The organism is Gordonia sp. GONU (assembly GCF_024733855.1).
Lineage (GTDB): Bacteria > Actinomycetota > Actinomycetes > Mycobacteriales > Mycobacteriaceae > Gordonia > Gordonia amicalis.
Genome location: NZ_JANRHB010000002.1, coordinates 207,667 through 224,588 on the forward strand (window position 1 = coordinate 207,667; position 16,922 = coordinate 224,588).

13 protein-coding genes are annotated in these 16,922 nt (G+C 67.7%); 7 read left to right on the forward strand and 6 right to left on the reverse strand.

The genetic code is table 11. The annotated features are described in order from the left end of the window. Nucleotides 1–44 precede the first annotated feature (44 nt). Nucleotides 45–776: a VTT domain-containing protein gene (locus NWF34_RS02920; RefSeq protein WP_006438111.1), complete on the forward strand. Its 732-nt coding sequence runs from the start codon at nt 45–47 to the stop codon at nt 774–776. A 39-nt stretch (nt 777–815) separates the two neighbouring features. Here the strand turns inward: NWF34_RS02920 and NWF34_RS02925 are convergent, their stop codons facing one another. The 4 genes from NWF34_RS02925 to NWF34_RS02940 form a co-directional block, all read right to left on the reverse strand. Beyond that, a complete protein-coding gene (locus NWF34_RS02925) occupies nt 816–1,502 on the reverse strand; it encodes an RNA methyltransferase (RefSeq protein WP_238064007.1) in 687 nt (228 codons plus the stop codon). Beyond that, entirely contained in the window at nt 1,495–2,076 is a 582-nt protein-coding gene (gene pyrE / locus NWF34_RS02930) for an orotate phosphoribosyltransferase (protein ID WP_238064008.1), read from the reverse strand. The genes NWF34_RS02925 and pyrE overlap by 8 nt, the downstream gene beginning before the upstream one ends. A 99-nt stretch (nt 2,077–2,175) precedes the next feature. Next, complete coding sequence (locus NWF34_RS02935; protein ID WP_159405262.1) at nt 2,176–3,093, reverse strand: hypothetical protein; 918 nt, start codon at nt 3,091–3,093, stop codon at nt 2,176–2,178. 37 nt (nt 3,094–3,130) lie between these two features. Beyond that, entirely contained in the window at nt 3,131–4,156 is a 1,026-nt protein-coding gene (locus NWF34_RS02940; RefSeq protein ID WP_238064009.1) for a D-2-hydroxyacid dehydrogenase, read from the reverse strand. Between the two features lie 616 nt (nt 4,157–4,772). Between NWF34_RS02940 and NWF34_RS02945 the strand changes: the two genes are divergently transcribed. From NWF34_RS02945 to NWF34_RS02970, 6 genes are all read left to right on the forward strand, one after another. Beyond that, nucleotides 4,773–6,080 (forward strand): aspartate aminotransferase family protein, encoded by a 1,308-nt coding sequence (locus NWF34_RS02945; protein WP_159405264.1) that lies wholly within the window; start codon nt 4,773–4,775, stop codon nt 6,078–6,080. Further along, nucleotides 6,064–9,141: an FAD-binding and (Fe-S)-binding domain-containing protein gene (locus NWF34_RS02950; RefSeq protein ID WP_258324216.1), complete on the forward strand. Its 3,078-nt coding sequence runs from the start codon at nt 6,064–6,066 to the stop codon at nt 9,139–9,141. Before NWF34_RS02945 ends, NWF34_RS02950 begins: the two co-directional genes overlap by 17 nt. Next, the gene (locus tag NWF34_RS02955) at nt 9,138–10,643 is read left to right on the forward strand and encodes an NAD-dependent succinate-semialdehyde dehydrogenase (RefSeq protein WP_258324217.1); all 1,506 of its coding nucleotides are present in this window, start codon (nt 9,138–9,140) and stop codon (nt 10,641–10,643) included. Before NWF34_RS02950 ends, NWF34_RS02955 begins: the two co-directional genes overlap by 4 nt. Nucleotides 10,644–10,715: 72 nt before the next feature. Beyond that, on the forward strand, nt 10,716–11,909 hold the full coding sequence (locus NWF34_RS02960; RefSeq protein ID WP_006438119.1) for a M24 family metallopeptidase: 1,194 nt from the start codon (nt 10,716–10,718) through the stop codon (nt 11,907–11,909). A 107-nt stretch (nt 11,910–12,016) separates the two neighbouring features. Further along, on the forward strand, nt 12,017–13,258 hold the full coding sequence (locus NWF34_RS02965; RefSeq protein WP_006438120.1) for a PLP-dependent aminotransferase family protein: 1,242 nt from the start codon (nt 12,017–12,019) through the stop codon (nt 13,256–13,258). Then, complete coding sequence (locus NWF34_RS02970; RefSeq protein WP_258324218.1) at nt 13,255–14,466, forward strand: M20 family metallopeptidase; 1,212 nt, start codon at nt 13,255–13,257, stop codon at nt 14,464–14,466. The genes NWF34_RS02965 and NWF34_RS02970 overlap by 4 nt, the downstream gene beginning before the upstream one ends. Nucleotides 14,467–14,617: 151 nt before the next feature. Here NWF34_RS02970 and NWF34_RS02975 read toward each other — a convergent pair whose 3' ends face one another. Together NWF34_RS02975 and NWF34_RS02980 are read right to left on the reverse strand one after the other, a co-directional pair. Next, entirely contained in the window at nt 14,618–16,003 is a 1,386-nt protein-coding gene (locus NWF34_RS02975) for an MFS transporter (RefSeq protein ID WP_258324219.1), read from the reverse strand. A gap of 122 nt (nt 16,004–16,125) precedes the next feature. Continuing rightward, nucleotides 16,126–16,914: a GntR family transcriptional regulator gene (locus NWF34_RS02980; protein ID WP_096274664.1), complete on the reverse strand. Its 789-nt coding sequence runs from the start codon at nt 16,912–16,914 to the stop codon at nt 16,126–16,128. Nucleotides 16,915–16,922: the final 8 nt, after the last annotated feature.

Below are 16,922 nucleotides of genomic sequence, written 5' to 3' on the forward strand. Positions count from 1 at the left end.
GCGAGATTCTGCCCAGGTCGCATTCGTGGGTACTCTGGGATCCCGTGATCGACTCAGCACTTGCCACCACGACCACCAACCTGGCTCTTCTGCCGGGATTCCTGGATCCGGTCAACCTGCTCAACTCGTTCGGCACCTGGATGCTGGCGGGTCTGCTGCTGGTGGTGTTCATCGAGTCGGGGCTCCTGTTCCCGCTGCTCCCGGGCGATTCCCTGCTCTTCACCGCAGGCCTGATCGTCGCGGCGAAGTCGGCGGAGATCGAGCCCTTCGCGCCGCTGTGGGTGCTGCTGGTCACCATCCCGATCGCTGCGTTCCTGGGCGACCAGGTGGGGTATTGGATCGGCAAGAAACTCGGCTACACCTTGTTCACACCGAACGCGAAGGTCCTCAAACAGGCCTACATCGACGAGGCCCACGAGTTCTTCGAGAAGCACGGCCCGGTCACGATCATCCTGGCCCGCTTCGTCCCGATCGTCCGGACCTATGCACCGCTGGTCGCCGGCGCTGCCCGCATGCGGTACGCCGTCTTCCTGACCTACAACATCGTCGGCGCGGTGGCCTGGGGCGTGGGTGTGACACTGCTCGGATACTTCCTCGGGCAGATCGAGTTCATCCGCGACAACGTCGACTACATCTTCATCATCATCGTGCTGGTGTCGGTGCTGCCGATCATCTCGGAGATCGTCAAGCGCATCCTGCGGTCGCGCAAGGGTGTCGTCGAGGAGGAGCCGCTGGCCCCGTCGAAGGACCCGGCCACCACCCCGCCGGCCGAGTAGGCCCCGAACCGCGGAGGCGCGAACCGGTATCGAGGTCCGCTACCAGGCGTCACCGAGGTCGGCGTGCTGGCGTACCCACGCATGCATCGCGATCCCGGCCGCGACACCCGCATTGATGCTGCGGGTCGATCCGAACTGGGCGATCGACACCGTCATGTCCGCCTGCCGCTGCGCGTCGTCGCTCACGCCCGGACCTTCCTGGCCGAACAGCAGCACACACTCGCGCGGGAGTTCCACGGTCTCCAGCGGCCGTGATCCAGGGGTGTTGTCCACCGCCACCACGGCCAGCCCCTCGCGCCGAGCCCAGTCGATCAGGTCCCCGACCGTGTCGTGGTGCATGAGGTGCTGGTAGCGGTCGGTGACCATCGCACCACGACGGTTCCATCGACGACGCCCGACGATGTGGACCGCTGCGACGGCGAAGGCGTTCGCGGTGCGCACCACAGTGCCGATGTTGGCGTCGTGGGCGAAGTTCTCGATCGCCACGTGTAGTGGGTGGCGACGCGAGTCGATGTCGGCGACGATCGCCTCGCGCTTCCAGTACCGGTACGCGTCGACGACGTTGCGGGTGTCCCCGTTCGCCAGCAGTTCGGGGTCGAGGCGCTCGTCGTCCGGGATAGGCTCGTCGGGATGTTCGACGGACCACGCGCCCACACCCACCGGCGGTCCGGTGACCCACTCGGTGGGACCGGCGACGCTGGTGTCTGGGTCGAGCGCGTCAGGCAAGGCCGAGATCGCTCAGCCCGAGCAGCGAGCGGTAGGGCACGCCCAGCCCGGTGATGACGGCGTCCGCACCGGTCGCACGGTCGACGACGGTGGCGACACCGACGACGTTGCCGCCGATCTCGCGCACGGCCTCCACCGCGGTCGACGGTGAGGCACCCGTGGTGCTGGTGTCTTCGACGACGAGCACGTTGCGGCCGACGATGTCGGGTCCTTCGATCCGACGCTGCATACCGTGGGCCTTGGCGGCCTTGCGCACGACGAAGGCGTCGATGTCGCGGCCGTCGGTGTGCATGATCGAGGTCGCGACCGGGTCGGCGCCGAGCGTCAATCCACCCACGGCGACGTAATCCCAGTCGGCCGTGAGCTCGCGCATCAGCCGGCCGATCAGCCGAGAGGCCTCGTGATGCAGGGTGGCGCGGCGCAGGTCGACGTAGTAGTCGGCCTCCTTACCGGAGGAGAGCGTCACCTTGCCGTGCACGACGGCGAGTTCGCGGACCAGTTCGGCGAGTCGTGCCCGGCCCGCCGAGTCGACCTGGGGTGGCGTGTCGTCGGAAACCGGGATTGACGAGGACATGCGACTACTCACTCTCGAACTCGCCGGCCGTGGGCCGGTGTGCACTGGATGACGATTACCCTACGGTGTCCGCGACACCGTCAGATCAGCCCTGTCGGATCAGCTGCGGTGACGGTTGGAGCGATCGCCCGTGTCGTCTGGGCGACGCGAATCCTCCGGCTTCCGCGAGCCGGAACCGCGGACGGGCATAGGGGCCATGCCCCGGCCGGTCGTCGTCTGCGCTGCACCTGTCGCCGGCGGTTTGCGGACCGGCGGCGCGCTCGGCCTGGCTGCCGCAGAAGCCTCCGTAGCGGGAGCCGCCGCAGCCTGGCGACGACGCTTGTCGCGCATCGACTCGGTCTTCTCGTCGGCGAGTTCGGCGCGCGTGGGTCCGTGTGGATCGCGAGGGTCCGGCGAGTCCTCGGGTTCGCGCACCGGCGGGAGAACACGCAGCAGGTCGGCGAAACGACGAACCACCTCGAGGCCGGTGTTGAGTGTCGCGGGGTCGTTGGTCAACGGCAGCGAACCGAGCGCCCAGTTGCCCTCGTTCCACAGCACCTCGACGAACGCCGGGGCTTTGTTGGCCAGCGCGACCATCCGCCGGTCGCAGACACGGCGCGCGACGTCGAGGTTGTTGGAGAACATGACTCGCGGCCCCATCGCACCGAGGAGTTCGACGTCCTCCTCGGCCGGCGCCAGCACATCCTCGTGACGCAGGTCCACGACGACGGGCGAGGGCGACGAGCGGCGGACCGCGATCACGGTCGCGGTCTCGGCGAGATCGAAGACGACGGTCTCCACGCCGCCGTAGCGGCCATACGCGACGTCGCGGACCTCGACATGATCGGGGACATTCATCGTCGCCCTGCGAAACACCTTGCGCAGCTTGGTGTCCGTCTCGCGGAACTTGAACTCGTGCTCGTCCCCCCAGACCGCACGCTGGTGTCGCGCGACGCTCGACCGCTGCCGGTCGAGCCACAACAGGACGCCCGCACCCGCGAGTGCCACGGCGGCGATCAGGAAATAGACGGTGGTCATCGCGCTACAGCCTACTATCGGCAGGGCCGCGGCGACGTCATCCGCCCTGTCGAAGTGTGGCCGTTACGTAGCCGCGTTCTTTGTCGACGACGTTGACCAGCGTCTCGGCGAGCGCGGCACCGTCCGCAGGAGCCTCCAGGCCGACATATCTGCGCAGGTTGTCGAGGATCTGTTCGGCCAGCGCCTCGCGCCAGCCGAGGGCATCGCCGCTCATGTGCGCCGAGATCGCGACACCGGGAAGATCCCACAGCTCACTGTCGGCGGGCAACGGTTCGGTGGCGAACACGTCGAGCGAGGCCGCCCCGAGGTGCCCCGCGCGCAACGCCTCGACGAGCGCCGGCTCGTCGACGAGCTCCCCGCGTCCGACGTTGATCAGGTGCGCTCCCGGCTTCATCGCCGCGAGCACTCGAGCGTCGATCATCCCAGCGGTCTGCGAGGTCAGCGGCGCGATGGTGACGACGTTGTCGAAGTCGCCGACGTGATCGGCGAGCTCGGCGGTGGGGATGACCCGACCGAAGTCGGGGTCGGACTCCCGCGCGGTCCGCCCTCCACCGACGACCCGCATCCCCACCGCACGGAGTAGTTGCGCGGTGGCACGACCGATCCCGCCGGTGCCGATCACGAGGACCGAACCCCGAGACGTGCCGACGGTCTCGCGATGCTTCCAGACATGATCGCGCTGCAGGGCCATCGACTCGTGTAAACGCTTGTCGCGCGCGAGGATCGAGGCAAGAACGAACTCCGCGATGGGACGGTCGAAGACCCCGTGCGCGTTGGTCACCACCACGTCAGAGGCGGTCAACTCGTCGAAGAGCAACGAGTCGACCCCGGCCGCGCAGACGTGCACCCAGCGCAGCGCCGACGTCGCGTCACCCCAGTTGTCGGCGAGCGCGCGAGAGAAGAAGTCCCACAACACCAACACGTCCGCACCAGGTAGGACTTGCGCGAGATCGTCTGCGACGCAATGGCGTATCTCGGCGAGGTCGGCGAGTTGGTCGAGGTTCGGCGGCGGCGCGACACCTGGGGCACCGAGGAGCGCGAGGACCGGTCGTCGGGTGCTCATACGGCCACCGTAACCCCGATCCCCCTGCACTCGTCGAGTGGACGACGCACTCCCCGCTCCTTGAGTAGGCACGAGCCGAGACACCAAACTGCCACACCGAGCAACCCCCCGCCGGTTGAGCCGACACCGAGCGAAGCGAGGCGTCGAAACTTACACACCGATCAACCCCAATGCCGGTTGAGCCGACACCGAGCGAAGCGAGGCGACGCGCCGAAACTTACACACCGAGCAACCCCAATGCCGGTTGAGCCGACACCGAGCGAAGCGAGGCGTCGCGTCGAAACCCGCCCGCCACCACACCCCACCGACCGGCTCAAGGTTTCGACGCGGTGGCTCGCTCCGCTCGCTACCGGCTCAACCAACGTGGCGCGAGGTTTCGACGCGGTGGCTCGCTCCGCTCGCTACCGGCTCAACCAGCGTGGCGCGAGGTTTCGACGCGGTGGCTCGCTCCGCTCGCTACCGGCTCAACCTCCAAGCCGGACCTCCGGTTGACAACGGAGCCCTCCCGCTCCTTGAGTAGGCGACGAGCGCAGCGAGGAGCCGTATCGAAAGGACCCCCACCACCGCTGACTGTCACATTGTTGACAATCGTACGATCTCCCGTCACGGTGTACCCATGACTGCCGGCGTTGACTCCCCCACCCGCACCCATCAGACCGCCTCGCTCAGTCCTGCGCTCAAACAGGCGACGCCCGTCGTCGTCGACCATGCCCTGGGGTCCTGGATTCACGGCACCGACGGCCGCGACTACCTCGACTTCACCACCGGCATCGGGGTCACCAGCACCGGTCACTGCCACCCGCATGTGGTCGCGGCCGCACAGGCCCAGTGCGCCAAGGTGATCCACGCCCAGTACACGACGGTTCTGCATCCGCCGCTGCTGGAGCTGACCGAACGTCTGGGTGCGGTCCTCCCGGCAGGCCTGGACTCTGTCTTCTACGCCAACTCCGGTTCGGAAGCTGTCGAAGCCGCGATTCGTCTCGCCCGGATGGCGACCGCCAAGCCGAACATCATCGTCTTCCAGGGCGGATTCCACGGCCGCACGGTGGCCGCGGCGAGCCTGACCACGGCGGGGACGCGATTCTCGGCCGGCTTCTCCCCGTTGATGAGCGGCGTCCACATGGCGCCGTTCCCCTATGCCTTCCGCTACGGCTGGGACACCGACACCGCCGTCGACTTCGCGCTGCGCGAGCTCGACTACCTCCTGCAGTCGCGCGTCGCCCCCAACGACACCGCCGCGTTCCTCATCGAACCCGTCCTCGGCGACGGCGGTTACCTGCCGACTCCGCCTCGCTTCCTCCAGGGGCTGCGCGAACGCGCCGACCGGCACGGCATCCTGCTCATCCTCGACGAGGTGCAGGCCGGCTTCGGTCGCACGGGCAGGTTCTGGGGCCACCAGCACGCCGAGGGATTGACTCCCGACATCATCATCACCGCAAAGGGCCTGGCCTCCGGTTTCCCGATCTCGGCGATCGCCGCGCCGACCGAGCTGATGAGCAAGGCGTGGCCGGGCTCGCAGGGCGGTACATACGGCGGCAATGCCGTGGCCGCGGCGGCTGCCATCGCGACCCTCGAGGTCATCGAGGCCGAGGGACTCGTGGAGAACGCCCGCGTGCGCGGCGAGCAGATGCTCGCCGGCCTGCGTGAGGTGTGTGCACGATTCCCGGGCGTCGGCGACGTCCGCGGCCTCGGTCTGATGGCCGGCATCGAGTTCATCACCACCGACGCGGCCGGCAACACCGTGCCCGACGCCGCTGCCGCCGTCGCGGTGCAGCAGGCCACCACGGCCCAGGGTCTGTTGACGCTGACCTGCGGCCCCTCGGCCAACGTCGTCCGACTCATCCCGGCACTCGTCGTGACCGCCGACGAGATCGACCTCGGCGTCGCACGGTTCGGCGCAGCGTTGCATGCCGCACTGGGTTAGGCCGGTGGACATCGCGGTCGAACTCACCGACCTCGGCATCGATGCCGACGCGTCGCCCCGGCGCCTGGCCGAATACTCCTACGACGCCTCGAATTACCGCATCCCGCCGCTGGCCGTGACATTCCCGCGGTCCGCGCGTGAGGTCGCCATCATCGTGGCCCGCTGTCACGATCTGGGAGTCCCGGTCGTCGTGCGCGGTGGCGGTACATCGATGGCGGGCAACGCCATCGGCGATGGCGTCGTCATCGACCTGTCCCGTCACCTCGACCGTGTGCTGTCGATCGACGCCGAGACCTCCAGCGCGGTGGCCGGTTCGGGCATCGTGCTGACCACGCTGGCGGCACGTGCCCGTGCAGCGACCGGCGGCCGGCTCACCTTCGCGCCCGACCCCTCGTCGGCGTCGCGGGCGACACTCGGCGGCGCGATCGGGAACGACGCCTGCGGTAACCACTCAGTCCGGTACGGACGTACCAGTGACCACGTCATCGAGCTCCACCTCGTTACCGCGGACGGTGTCCTGCTCACCGCGACCCGGGACGGGTTGTACGCCACCGACCCCGGCGACGCCGCCGCGGTCGCCCGCGCAACCGAGATCAGTGCCTCCCTCGGTGATCTCGCCGCCGCCAATCTGGCGATCCTGCGCACGGAACTCGGGACCATCCCGCGTCAGGTCTCGGGTTACCACCTCGCACGACTGTTGCCGGAGAACGGTTTCGACGTCGCGCGTGCACTCGTCGGCAGCGAGGGGACATGCGCGATCGTGGTGTCGGCCAAGGTGCGGCTCGTTCCGGTCGCGACCTCCCAGCTCCTGCTCTGCGTCGGCTATGACTCCCCGTCGGACGCCGCTCGCGACGTACCCGCGATCCTCCCGTTCTCGCCATCGGCCATCGAGGGCATCGACCGGAAGATCGTCGCGACGATGGCCGCGCGCCGCGGCCGGGACACCGTCGCCGGACTCCCCGAGGGTTCGGCCTGGTTGTTCATCGACGTCGACTCCGAAAGCGCTGCGGCGCAGGGGGAAGACGACGTCCCCGCGACCGCGAAGCGCCTCCTCGACCACCTGCGTGGGCAGGGCCGGATGATCGGCGCCACCGTCGTCGACGACCCGGTGCGGCGCAAGGCCCTGTGGCGCGTCCGTGAGGACGGCGCCGGACTGTCGTCCCGACTGGCCGACCCCGACGACGAGAGCATCGGCGGGAACTACGAATCCTGGCCCGGCTGGGAGGACGCGGCGGTCGCCCCCGAGCGCCTGGCCGACTACCTCGACGACTTCGCCGAACTGCTCGACCATCACCGCCTGACCGGCGTGATGTACGGCCACTTCGGCGCCGGGTGCATGCACGTGCGCATCACGTTCGACCTGCGCACGCCCGAGGGACGCGCCGTGATGGAGCACTTCTGCACCGCGGCCGCCGAACTGGTTGTCCGTCATGGCGGTTCGCTGTCCGGGGAGCACGGCGACGGACGCGCCCGCTCGGCGCTGCTCCCGATCATGTACTCACCCGCGATGATGGCGGCCTTCGCGCGGTTCAAGTCGATCTGGGACCCGGCCGGGACCCTCAACCCGGGCAGCATCATCGACCCACCGTCGATCACCGCCGACCTCGCTCTCGCCGATGTCCCGCGCCGGGCCTGGCCCACCGCGTTCCACCTCGGCCACGGTTCCCGAGATACGCCCCCGAAATTCGCCCTCAGCAGCGGCGTCGACGACACCACGTCCTCGACGACTCCCTCAGGGGCGCATCTCCGGGGTGGTTCTACCGAGCTGCCGCTACTGGACCCCTTCGTCCATGCAGTTCAGGGCTGTATCGGCGTCGGCCGGTGCCGGGCCGACACCACCGGTGTCATGTGCCCGAGCTATCGCGCGACCCGGGACGAGAAGGACTCCACGCGGGGTCGCGCCCGTGTCCTGCAGGACATGGTGCGCACCGCGCCGTCGGTCGACGACGGATGGCGATTCCCCGAGGTCGCCGAAGCCCTCGAATTGTGCCTGTCCTGCAAGGCATGTTCGACGGACTGCCCGACCGGCGTCGACATGGCGACCTACAAGTCGGAGTTCCTCCACCATCACTACCGTCGCCGCATCCGCCCGCTGTCGCATTACTCGCTGGGCTGGATGCCGGCCTGGCTGTCGGCGGCGGGGATCGCGGCACCACTGGTCAATCGCGCGCTGTCGTCCAAGATCAGCCGTCTCGCCGCACGCGCGGGCGGCATCGATCCGCGCCGGACGATGCCGTCGTTCTCGACCCGACGCGCCCGCAGGACCCATCTCGACGCACTCGCGCCGGTGTCCCCGACCTCGCAGGTCATCCTGTTCGTCGACTCCTTCACCCGCGCCTTCCGCCCCCAGGTCGCTTCGGCGGTCACCGAGGTTCTCGGCGCGACGGGTGACCGGGTGGGGTGTTCGGCCGACAACTGCTGCGGGCTCACCTGGATCTCCACCGGCCAGCTGGACAAGGCCCGCCGGACACTTCGACGCACCGCTGCGACTCTCGACGACGGCACCGACCGTCCCATCGTGGTGCCGGAACCGAGTTGTGCTGCCGCACTGGCCAAGGACCTGCCCGAACTCGTCCCCACCGACAGCGCTCGTCGCGTGGCGGCGCGGGTCCGGAGTTTCGCCGCATACCTGCCGACCCTGCTCGACGCGGGATGGCGACCGCCGGCGCTACCCGAGGAGGTCACCCTCCAGACGCACTGCCACGAGTACGCGGTCTTCGGCGCCCGCACCGGCACCGCCGCTCTCGAAGCGCTCGGTGTCGCCGTGCACTCCGCCGACGGATGCTGTGGTGTGGCAGGTAACTTCGGTTTCGAGAAGGGTCACTACGAGGTCAGCATGGCCGTCGCGGAGAACGGGCTCGCCCCGGCGCTGCGCGACGACCCGCACCGGCCCGTCATCACCGACGGATTCAGTTGCGCGATGGCGGTGGAACACCTCGCCACGGTCGACGACGGACTCGCCGGCGCACGGGAGGTCCGCGGTGTCCACCTCGCCGAACTTCTCACCGCCGCATCAGAACCCCGACAGACCACCCGAGAACCGAGGAGAGCCCGACCATGACGGCCATCGCCACCCACCAGGTCCCCGACGCCATCTCGTCCATCCACACCGACCTGTTCATCGACGGTGAATGGATTCCGGCCGCCGCGGGCGACCGGTTCGACGTGCTCAACCCGGCGACCGGCGAGGTGCTCGCCCGGGTCGCCGACGCCGACGCCTCCGACGCCCGCCGCGCACTCGAGACCGCAGCCGCGCATCAGGCCGAGTGGGCGGCCACCTCACCGCGCGGTCGCAGCGAGATCCTCTACCGTGCATACCAACTCATCATGGACCGGGCAGACGAGATCGCCTCCGTGATGACCGCCGAGATGGGCAAGCCGCTGGCGGAGGCCAAGGGCGAGGTCGCCTACGGCGCCGAGTTCTTCCGGTGGTTCGCCGAGGAGGCCGTCCGGATCGGCGGCGACCACACCACCACCGGCGACGGCGGCCACCGCATCGTGGTGAGCAGGCAGCCCGTCGGTCCGTGCATCCTGATCACACCGTGGAACTTCCCGCTGGCCATGGGGACCCGCAAGATCGGGCCTGCCGTCGCCGCCGGCTGCACGATGGTCCTCAAGCCCGCCGAGCTCACCCCGCTGACCACCCTCCTGCTGGCGGACATCCTCGTCGAGGCGGGTCTGCCCGCTGGCGTGCTCAACGTCGTGACCACCACGAATCCGTCGACGGTGGTCACCGAATGGATGGACAGCGGAGTCGCCCGCAAGGTCAGCTTCACCGGATCGACCGAGGTCGGGAAGACGTTGCTGCGGCAGGCCGCCGGGACCGTCATGCGCACCTCGATGGAGCTCGGCGGCAATGCCCCGTTCATCGTGTGCGCCGACGCCGACATCGCCCGTGCCGTCGACGGTCTCATGCTGGCCAAGATGCGCAACACCGGTCAGGCGTGCACCGCGGCGAACCGGGTCTTCGTGCATCGCAGCGTGATCGACGAGTTCACCGAGGCGTTCACGGCGAAGATGGCCGCCCTGAAGGTCGGCGACGGCGCAGCCGAGGGCACGCAGGTCGGGCCTCTCGTCGAGCCGAAGGCCGTTGCGAAGGTCTCCTCGCTGGTCGACGACGCGGTGTCCAAGGGCGCCACGGTCGCGTGCGGTGGGCAGGCCATCGAAGGTCCCGGCTACTTCTACCCGCCCACGGTGCTGACCGGGGTCGGACTCGACGCCGACCTGGTGCGCAACGAGATCTTCGGCCCGGTCGCGGCGATCATCCCGTTCGGCGACGCCGACAATCCCCTCGACCCGGCCGCGGACGACGAGGTGATCTCACTCGCCAACGATACCGCGTGGGGCCTCGTCGCGTACTTCTTCAGCCAGGACGTCGACCGCTGCGCTCGGCTGTCGGCTGCGCTCGAAGCCGGTATGGTCGGGGTGAACACCGGCATCGTGTCGAATCCGGCCGCTCCGTTCGGTGGTGTCAAGGAATCCGGCCTCGGCCGTGAGGGTGGCCGCGTGGGCATCGAGGAGTTCCTCGACATGAAGTACACGGCGACCCCGATCCGTCGCTGATCCGGAGATCCATTGCCCGGAACGACCGTCCGGCACCCGACCACCGACGTGTGAGCAAGGAGCAGCAAGCCCATGTACCTCGGGACTCAGCTGTTCACCGACAGCGAGTACGACCAGCGCCTGACACGGGTCCGCGAACTCATGGACCGTCAGGGGTTGTCGGCGATCATCGTCACCGATCCGGCCAATATCTTCTATCTGATCGGGTACAACGCGTGGTCGTTCTACACCCCGCAGATGCTGTTCGTCCCGATCGAGGGCGAGATGGTCTTCTACGCCCGGGAGATGGATGCCCGTGGCGCACACCGCACGACGTGGTTGGCGGACGACCAGATCGTCGGGTACCCGGAGAGCTACGTGCACCGCCCGCACGTTCATCCCTTCGACTGGGTGGCGTGGTCGCTCCGGCAACGCCACGCCATCGCCCCTGCGTCGCGCGGGGGTTCGGTCGGCCTGGAGATGGATTCGCACTTCTTCTCCCCCAAGGCATATCGGGCGCTGCACAACGCGATCCCGGAGTGGAAGCTCGTCGACAACTTCGAACTCGTCAACTGGGTGCGATCGGTGAAGTCCGAAGCCGAGGTCCAGTTGATGCGACAGGCCGGGATGGTGTGTTCGGAGGCCATGCGTGCGGCCATCGACACCATCGAGATCGGTGTGCGGCAATGCGATGCGGCCGCGGCGATCTCGCAGGCACAGATCACCGGGACACCGGATTATGGTGGTGACTATCCGGCGATCGTGCCGATGATGCCGACCGGTGCAGCAGCCGACACCCCCCATCTGACCTGGCATCAGGGCACCTTCGTCGAGGACGAAGCGGTGGTCATCGAACTGACCGGCGCGCACAACCGATACCACTGCCCGCTCGCGCGGACCGTGTCGCTGGGTAAGCCGCACAAGGAACTCGACTACGTCGCAAAGGCGACCGCCGAAGGCCTGAACAACGTCCTCGAGGCGATCAGGCCGGGAGTGGCGACCCGCGAACTCGCCTCCACCTGGAACTGGACCCTCGCCAAGTACGGCCTCGAGAAGCCCTCACGTCTGGGCTATTCGATCGGCATCGGGTATCCGCCGGACTGGGGTGAGCGCACCATCAGCATCCGCACCGAGGACGAGACCGTCCTCGAGACCAACATGACCTTCCACATCGTCTGCGGAATGTGGATGGACAACTACGGTTTCGAGCTCTCCGAGTCGGTCCGGGTCAGCCCCACCGGCGTCGAGTGCTTCACGTCGTTCCCGCGGGAACTGATCCAGAAATGACCACCGCCACCTGACGAACAAGGAACACACGACAACCCAACCGCTGCCTGAGGTGCGAGAAGCGCAAGCGACGAGCCACGAAGGCCTGGTGAGACGAGGTGCATGACATGACCACAACGACCGAAACCGTGAACGACGTGCGTCATTCCGGTCCCACGCTCCCTCTTGCCGGGCGGACGAAGGATCTGGTCGGGTCGATGATCGACTCGTCGACCTCACTGCTGGCCGCACAGTCCCACGACATCGTGCGCTTCGCGATGGGGTCCCCGGCCGATGAGGCCGTTCCCGCCGACGAGTTCCGGCAGATCGCCGGCGAGATCCTGGATCACACGTCGTTCACCTATGGCGCCACCGAGGGCGAGCCTCGGCTGCTGCAGCTGCTCGTCGACTACCTCGCGACCACACCCGACCCGTCGACACACGATCGTCTGGTGATCACCACCGGCGGCATGCAGGGCCTCGACCTGGCCTGCAAGCTCTTCGTCGATCCCGGCGACCTGGTCGTCGTCGAATCCCCGACCTACACCAACGGCAGCGCGACCGCCCTCTCCTACGGAGCCCAGCTCCTCGAGGTGCCCGTCGACGACGACGGCATGCAGGTCGATCAGCTCGCAGATCTGGTCGCGCACACCCACAAGACCCCCAAGGCGATCTACACGATCCCCACGTTCCAGAACCCCTCTGGCGTCACGATGTCGGAGGAACGACGCCGCGAACTGCTGCGCCTGGCGCACACCTGGGGTGCGGTGATCATCGACGACGACCCGTACGGGCTGCTGCGTTTCGCCGGCACCGACATCCCGACCTTCCAGACGCTGAGCCCCGGCGATCCCCTGATCTTCTCGGTCCGGACCTTCTCCAAGATCCTGGCGCCGGGGTGGCGCGTCGGCTGGGTCGACGCCGACCCGTCACTGCGGCAGCTGCTCATCAACGGCAAGCAGGCCATGGACACCTGCACCAACGTGCCCAACCAGCACATCGTCGCCGAATACATCGCGCGCGGCGGTCTCGAGGACCACCTCGCCGGCATTCGCTCGCTGTATCGCGAACGCAAGGACGCCATGCTCGACTCCATCGAGCGTCACCTCGGCGACCGCGTGGTCACCACCGCCCCGGAGGGTGGCTTCTTCCTGTGGGTCACGCTGCGCGAGGAGTTCGCCGAGATCGACACCCGCGAGCTGTTCGAGATCGCCCTGGCCGACGGTGTCGCGTTCATCCCGGGCCCGGCACTGTCGCCGGGCGGCCGGTTCCGGAACTCGATGCGCCTGTGCTTCGCGTCGAGCACGCCGGAACGGATCGACGAAGGCATTCGACGCCTCACGTCGAGTCTTGAGAAGATGGCCCGGTGAGCGGTGAACACGAACCTGAGCTGAGTCCGGCCGAGCAGTCGCTCGTCGATCTGATCGACGAGGCCGCGATCACCGCGCTCACCACCGCGCTGGTGGAGGCGCCGAGTGAGAATCCGGGCGGCACCGAGGCTTTGGCCGTCGAGGTCCTGGAAAAGGCGTGTCGTGCCCTCGGGCTCGCCGTCGACACCCACGAGGTCGCGGTCGGGCGGCCCAACCTGGTCGCCACCCTCCCCGGCGGCGACGGACCGGGACTGATGTTCCTCGGCCACTCCGACGTCGTGCCCGCCGGCCCCAACTGGACCGCCGACCCGTATACCGTGCGGACTCGTGACGGACGCCTCGTCGGACGCGGCACCACCGACATGAAGGGCGGGATCGCATCCGTCGTGGCGGCCATGACCGTGCTCTCGCGGGCACGGGAATTCGGCATCGAACTCTCCGGTCCCGTACGCCTGGTCTGCACGGTCGACGAGGAGGAGCACGGTATCGGCGTGCGTGACTTCGTCGGCCGACCCGCCGATCACGACTTCCTCGGTTGCATCGTCGCCGAGCCGACGGACATGCAGATCGTCCGCGGGTGCCGGGGGGCGTCGTACATCGAGATCGAGGTGACCGGGCGCGCCGCGCACTCCGGCCGGCCGGCCGACGGACGCAATGCCATCGACGCAGCGGCGGCGATCGTCGAGATCATCCGCACCGATCACGACCACCTCGCCGAAACCCTCGACGATCTCCTCGGCTGCGGCACCTGGAATGTCGGCACCATCCACGGCGGCCAGGGCATCTCGGTCGTCGCGCCGACCTGCTCACTCGGCATCGACCGTCGCCTGATGCCCGACGAGGACCCGCTCGCCATCGCCGAGAATCTCCGAAGGACCATCCGCGACAGCAAGATCGACACCGACGGCATCACCGTCGATGTCCGCGTCACCATGGAGATGCCGGGTTTCGCAACCGCCGCCGACCATCCGCTCGTCAGCGTGGCCGTCGGCTCGGTCACCGATGCCGGGGCCGCGACCTCCGTCGGCGGATGGAGCGCCGCCTGCGACGGCGGCTTCGTCAGCCGCGACCTCGGCATCCCGACGATCGTGCTGGGACCGGGCAACATCAACACCGACGCACATCAGCCCGACGAGTCGGTCGCCATCGCAGATCTGGTCACTGCGGCAAAGGCGTACACGCTCGCCGGGCTGAGGTTGCTGGGCTAGGGCCCACCGCCGGCTGAGCCGGCACCGAGCGCAGCGAGGCACCGACCACCGCCGGCTGAGCCGGCACCGAGCGCAGCGAGGCGCCGACCACCGCCGGCTGAGCCGGCACCGAGCGCAGCGAGGCGCCGCGTCGAAGCCCCCCGATCACCGATCAACCCACCGGCGACTTCTGCAACTCGTGGAAGTCGTTCTCCTTGCTGGGGATCTCGGTCCCGCGGATCGAGCACCCCGCGGTCTCCTTCAGGAACAGGAGAGCGATCATGCCGATGGCGCAGGCACCCATCATGTACGCAGCCGGGAAGAGGTTCCAGTCGGTGTTCTCGACGACGGCGTCGTTGACCAGCGGTGCCGTACCACCGAAGGCGGCGGTCGCGACGTTGTAGGAGATCGCGAAGCCCGCATACCGGACCTGCGTCGGGAACATCGCCGGGAAGGTCGCCGAGATGGTGGCCAGCTGTGGGATGTAGAGCACCCCCAGGATGACGAATGCGACTATGGCCCAGGCGAATCCCTGGCCCATGAGCCAGTACAGCGGTAAGGCGAGGACGAACAGTCCGGTGAGCGATCCCCACCACATGGGCTTGCGTCCGGTCGAATCCGACCACCAGCCGAAGAACGGGATGAGCAACATCATCACGAGCTGCCCGATCAGGTTGACGACGCTCGCCGAGGTCTCGGACAGGTTGATCGTGTTCTGGAGATAGGTCGGCTGATACGCCAGCAGCGTGTAGTTGGCGACGTTGAGCGCGATGACCATGCCGAACATCGTCAGGATCGGTCGCCGATAGTTGACGATCAGATCCTTGAAGCGCGTCCACGCCGTACCCGTGATCTCGTTCTCCTGCTCCAGTTCCTGGAACACCGGGGTGTCGTCCATCTGCGACCGCAGGTACAGGCCGATCAGGCCCATCGGCAGGGCGAACAGGAACGGGATGCGCCAGCCCCATTGGTCCATCTGCGACTCGGTGAGCCCCAGCTGCAGAAGCAGGACGAATGCGGTGCCGCCACAGAAACCGGCGAGGGTGCCGAACTCGAGGAAGGAGCCGTACTTGCCGCGCTTGTTGTCCGGCGCATACTCGGCCATGAATGTTGCGGCCCCGCCGTATTCACCACCGGTCGAGAAGCCCTGGATCACGCGGAGCAGGATCAACAGGATGGGCGCCCACGCACCGATCGACGCATGCGTGGGTAACAGGCCGATGAGCGCAGTCGCGCCCGAGATGAGCAGGATCGTCATGGCGAGGACCGATTTGCGGCCGATACGGTCGCCGATCGGTCCCCAGATCATGCCGCCCAGCGGGCGCAGCACGAACGAGACCGCGAAACCCAGCATGGTGCCGATGGTTCCGAAATCACCGGGGAAGAACGCCTGGGTCAGATACACCGAGGCCGCGGCATAGACGCCGTAGTCGTACCACTCGGTGGCGTTTCCGATGGCCGAGGCACCGATGGCCTTGTGGAGTAGTTTCCGGCCCTCGGGTGACTCCGGGTCCGGGGCGAGCCGCTCATAAGTATCCGCTGGTGTCGTGTCGCTCATCTGCGCTTCCTGAATGTCGTCGGGACCGTACTGCCGCCCCTCGATAGGCCATCTCCGTGTCGGTGGACCCTGTGCACGGTGGCGGCTCTTTCACCACCCGTGGACATTCGAACCGCGAGCGCTCAGCTCCCGGACGCGGTGAGATCGTCGGCGTGGTCGCCGTCACCGATCAATCGGCACAGCCCGTCGGCCATGTGCTCGATCATCAGTGCATCTGCCTTCGCAGAATCCCCCGCAGCGATGGCGTCCACCAACGCCTGATGTTCGTCGATCCGTTCCTTTCCCGATGAATATGTTCCTCGCATGGCTCGCAGACACATTCGTGTCTCCACGAGAATCGTCTCGTGGAGACGCGAAAGCCGCCGGCTTTCCGCAAGTTCCACCAGTGTCTGGTGAAATCCCATGTCCGCCTCTGCCATCCCGGCGCCGTTCGGTTCGTCTACGAACGCGCGCATGGCCTCCACCGCCTCGTTCAACCCGGCCACCGCCTCCGATTCGCGGTGCGCGATGACCTGTTGCACGGCAGCACGTTCCACCGCCGTACGCGCGACGTACATGTCGCGGATGTCGTCGTCCTCCATCGAGACGACGAACAGGCCTCGGTTGCGATGGCTGACCAGCAGACCCTCCGCGGTGAGACGTTGCATCGCCTCACGCAACGGGCCGCGGCTGACGCCCAGGTCTGCGGCGAGACCCGACTCCGTCAACTGCGACCCGGGCGGGAAGTCACCGTTCGCAATGGCATTGTGCAACTTACGCGCGATGATCGCCGGTGTCGACTCCTGTACCAACGGGGTGAGGACACGACGGCGCGTCGAACCTGGCTGTTTTCCCTGGTGAGACACGGTTCGTCGACCTCCCGGGCCGTCCGTGCCCGGGTTGTCCCCATCCACCTTGATCGTCACCGTCATTCCTTCTT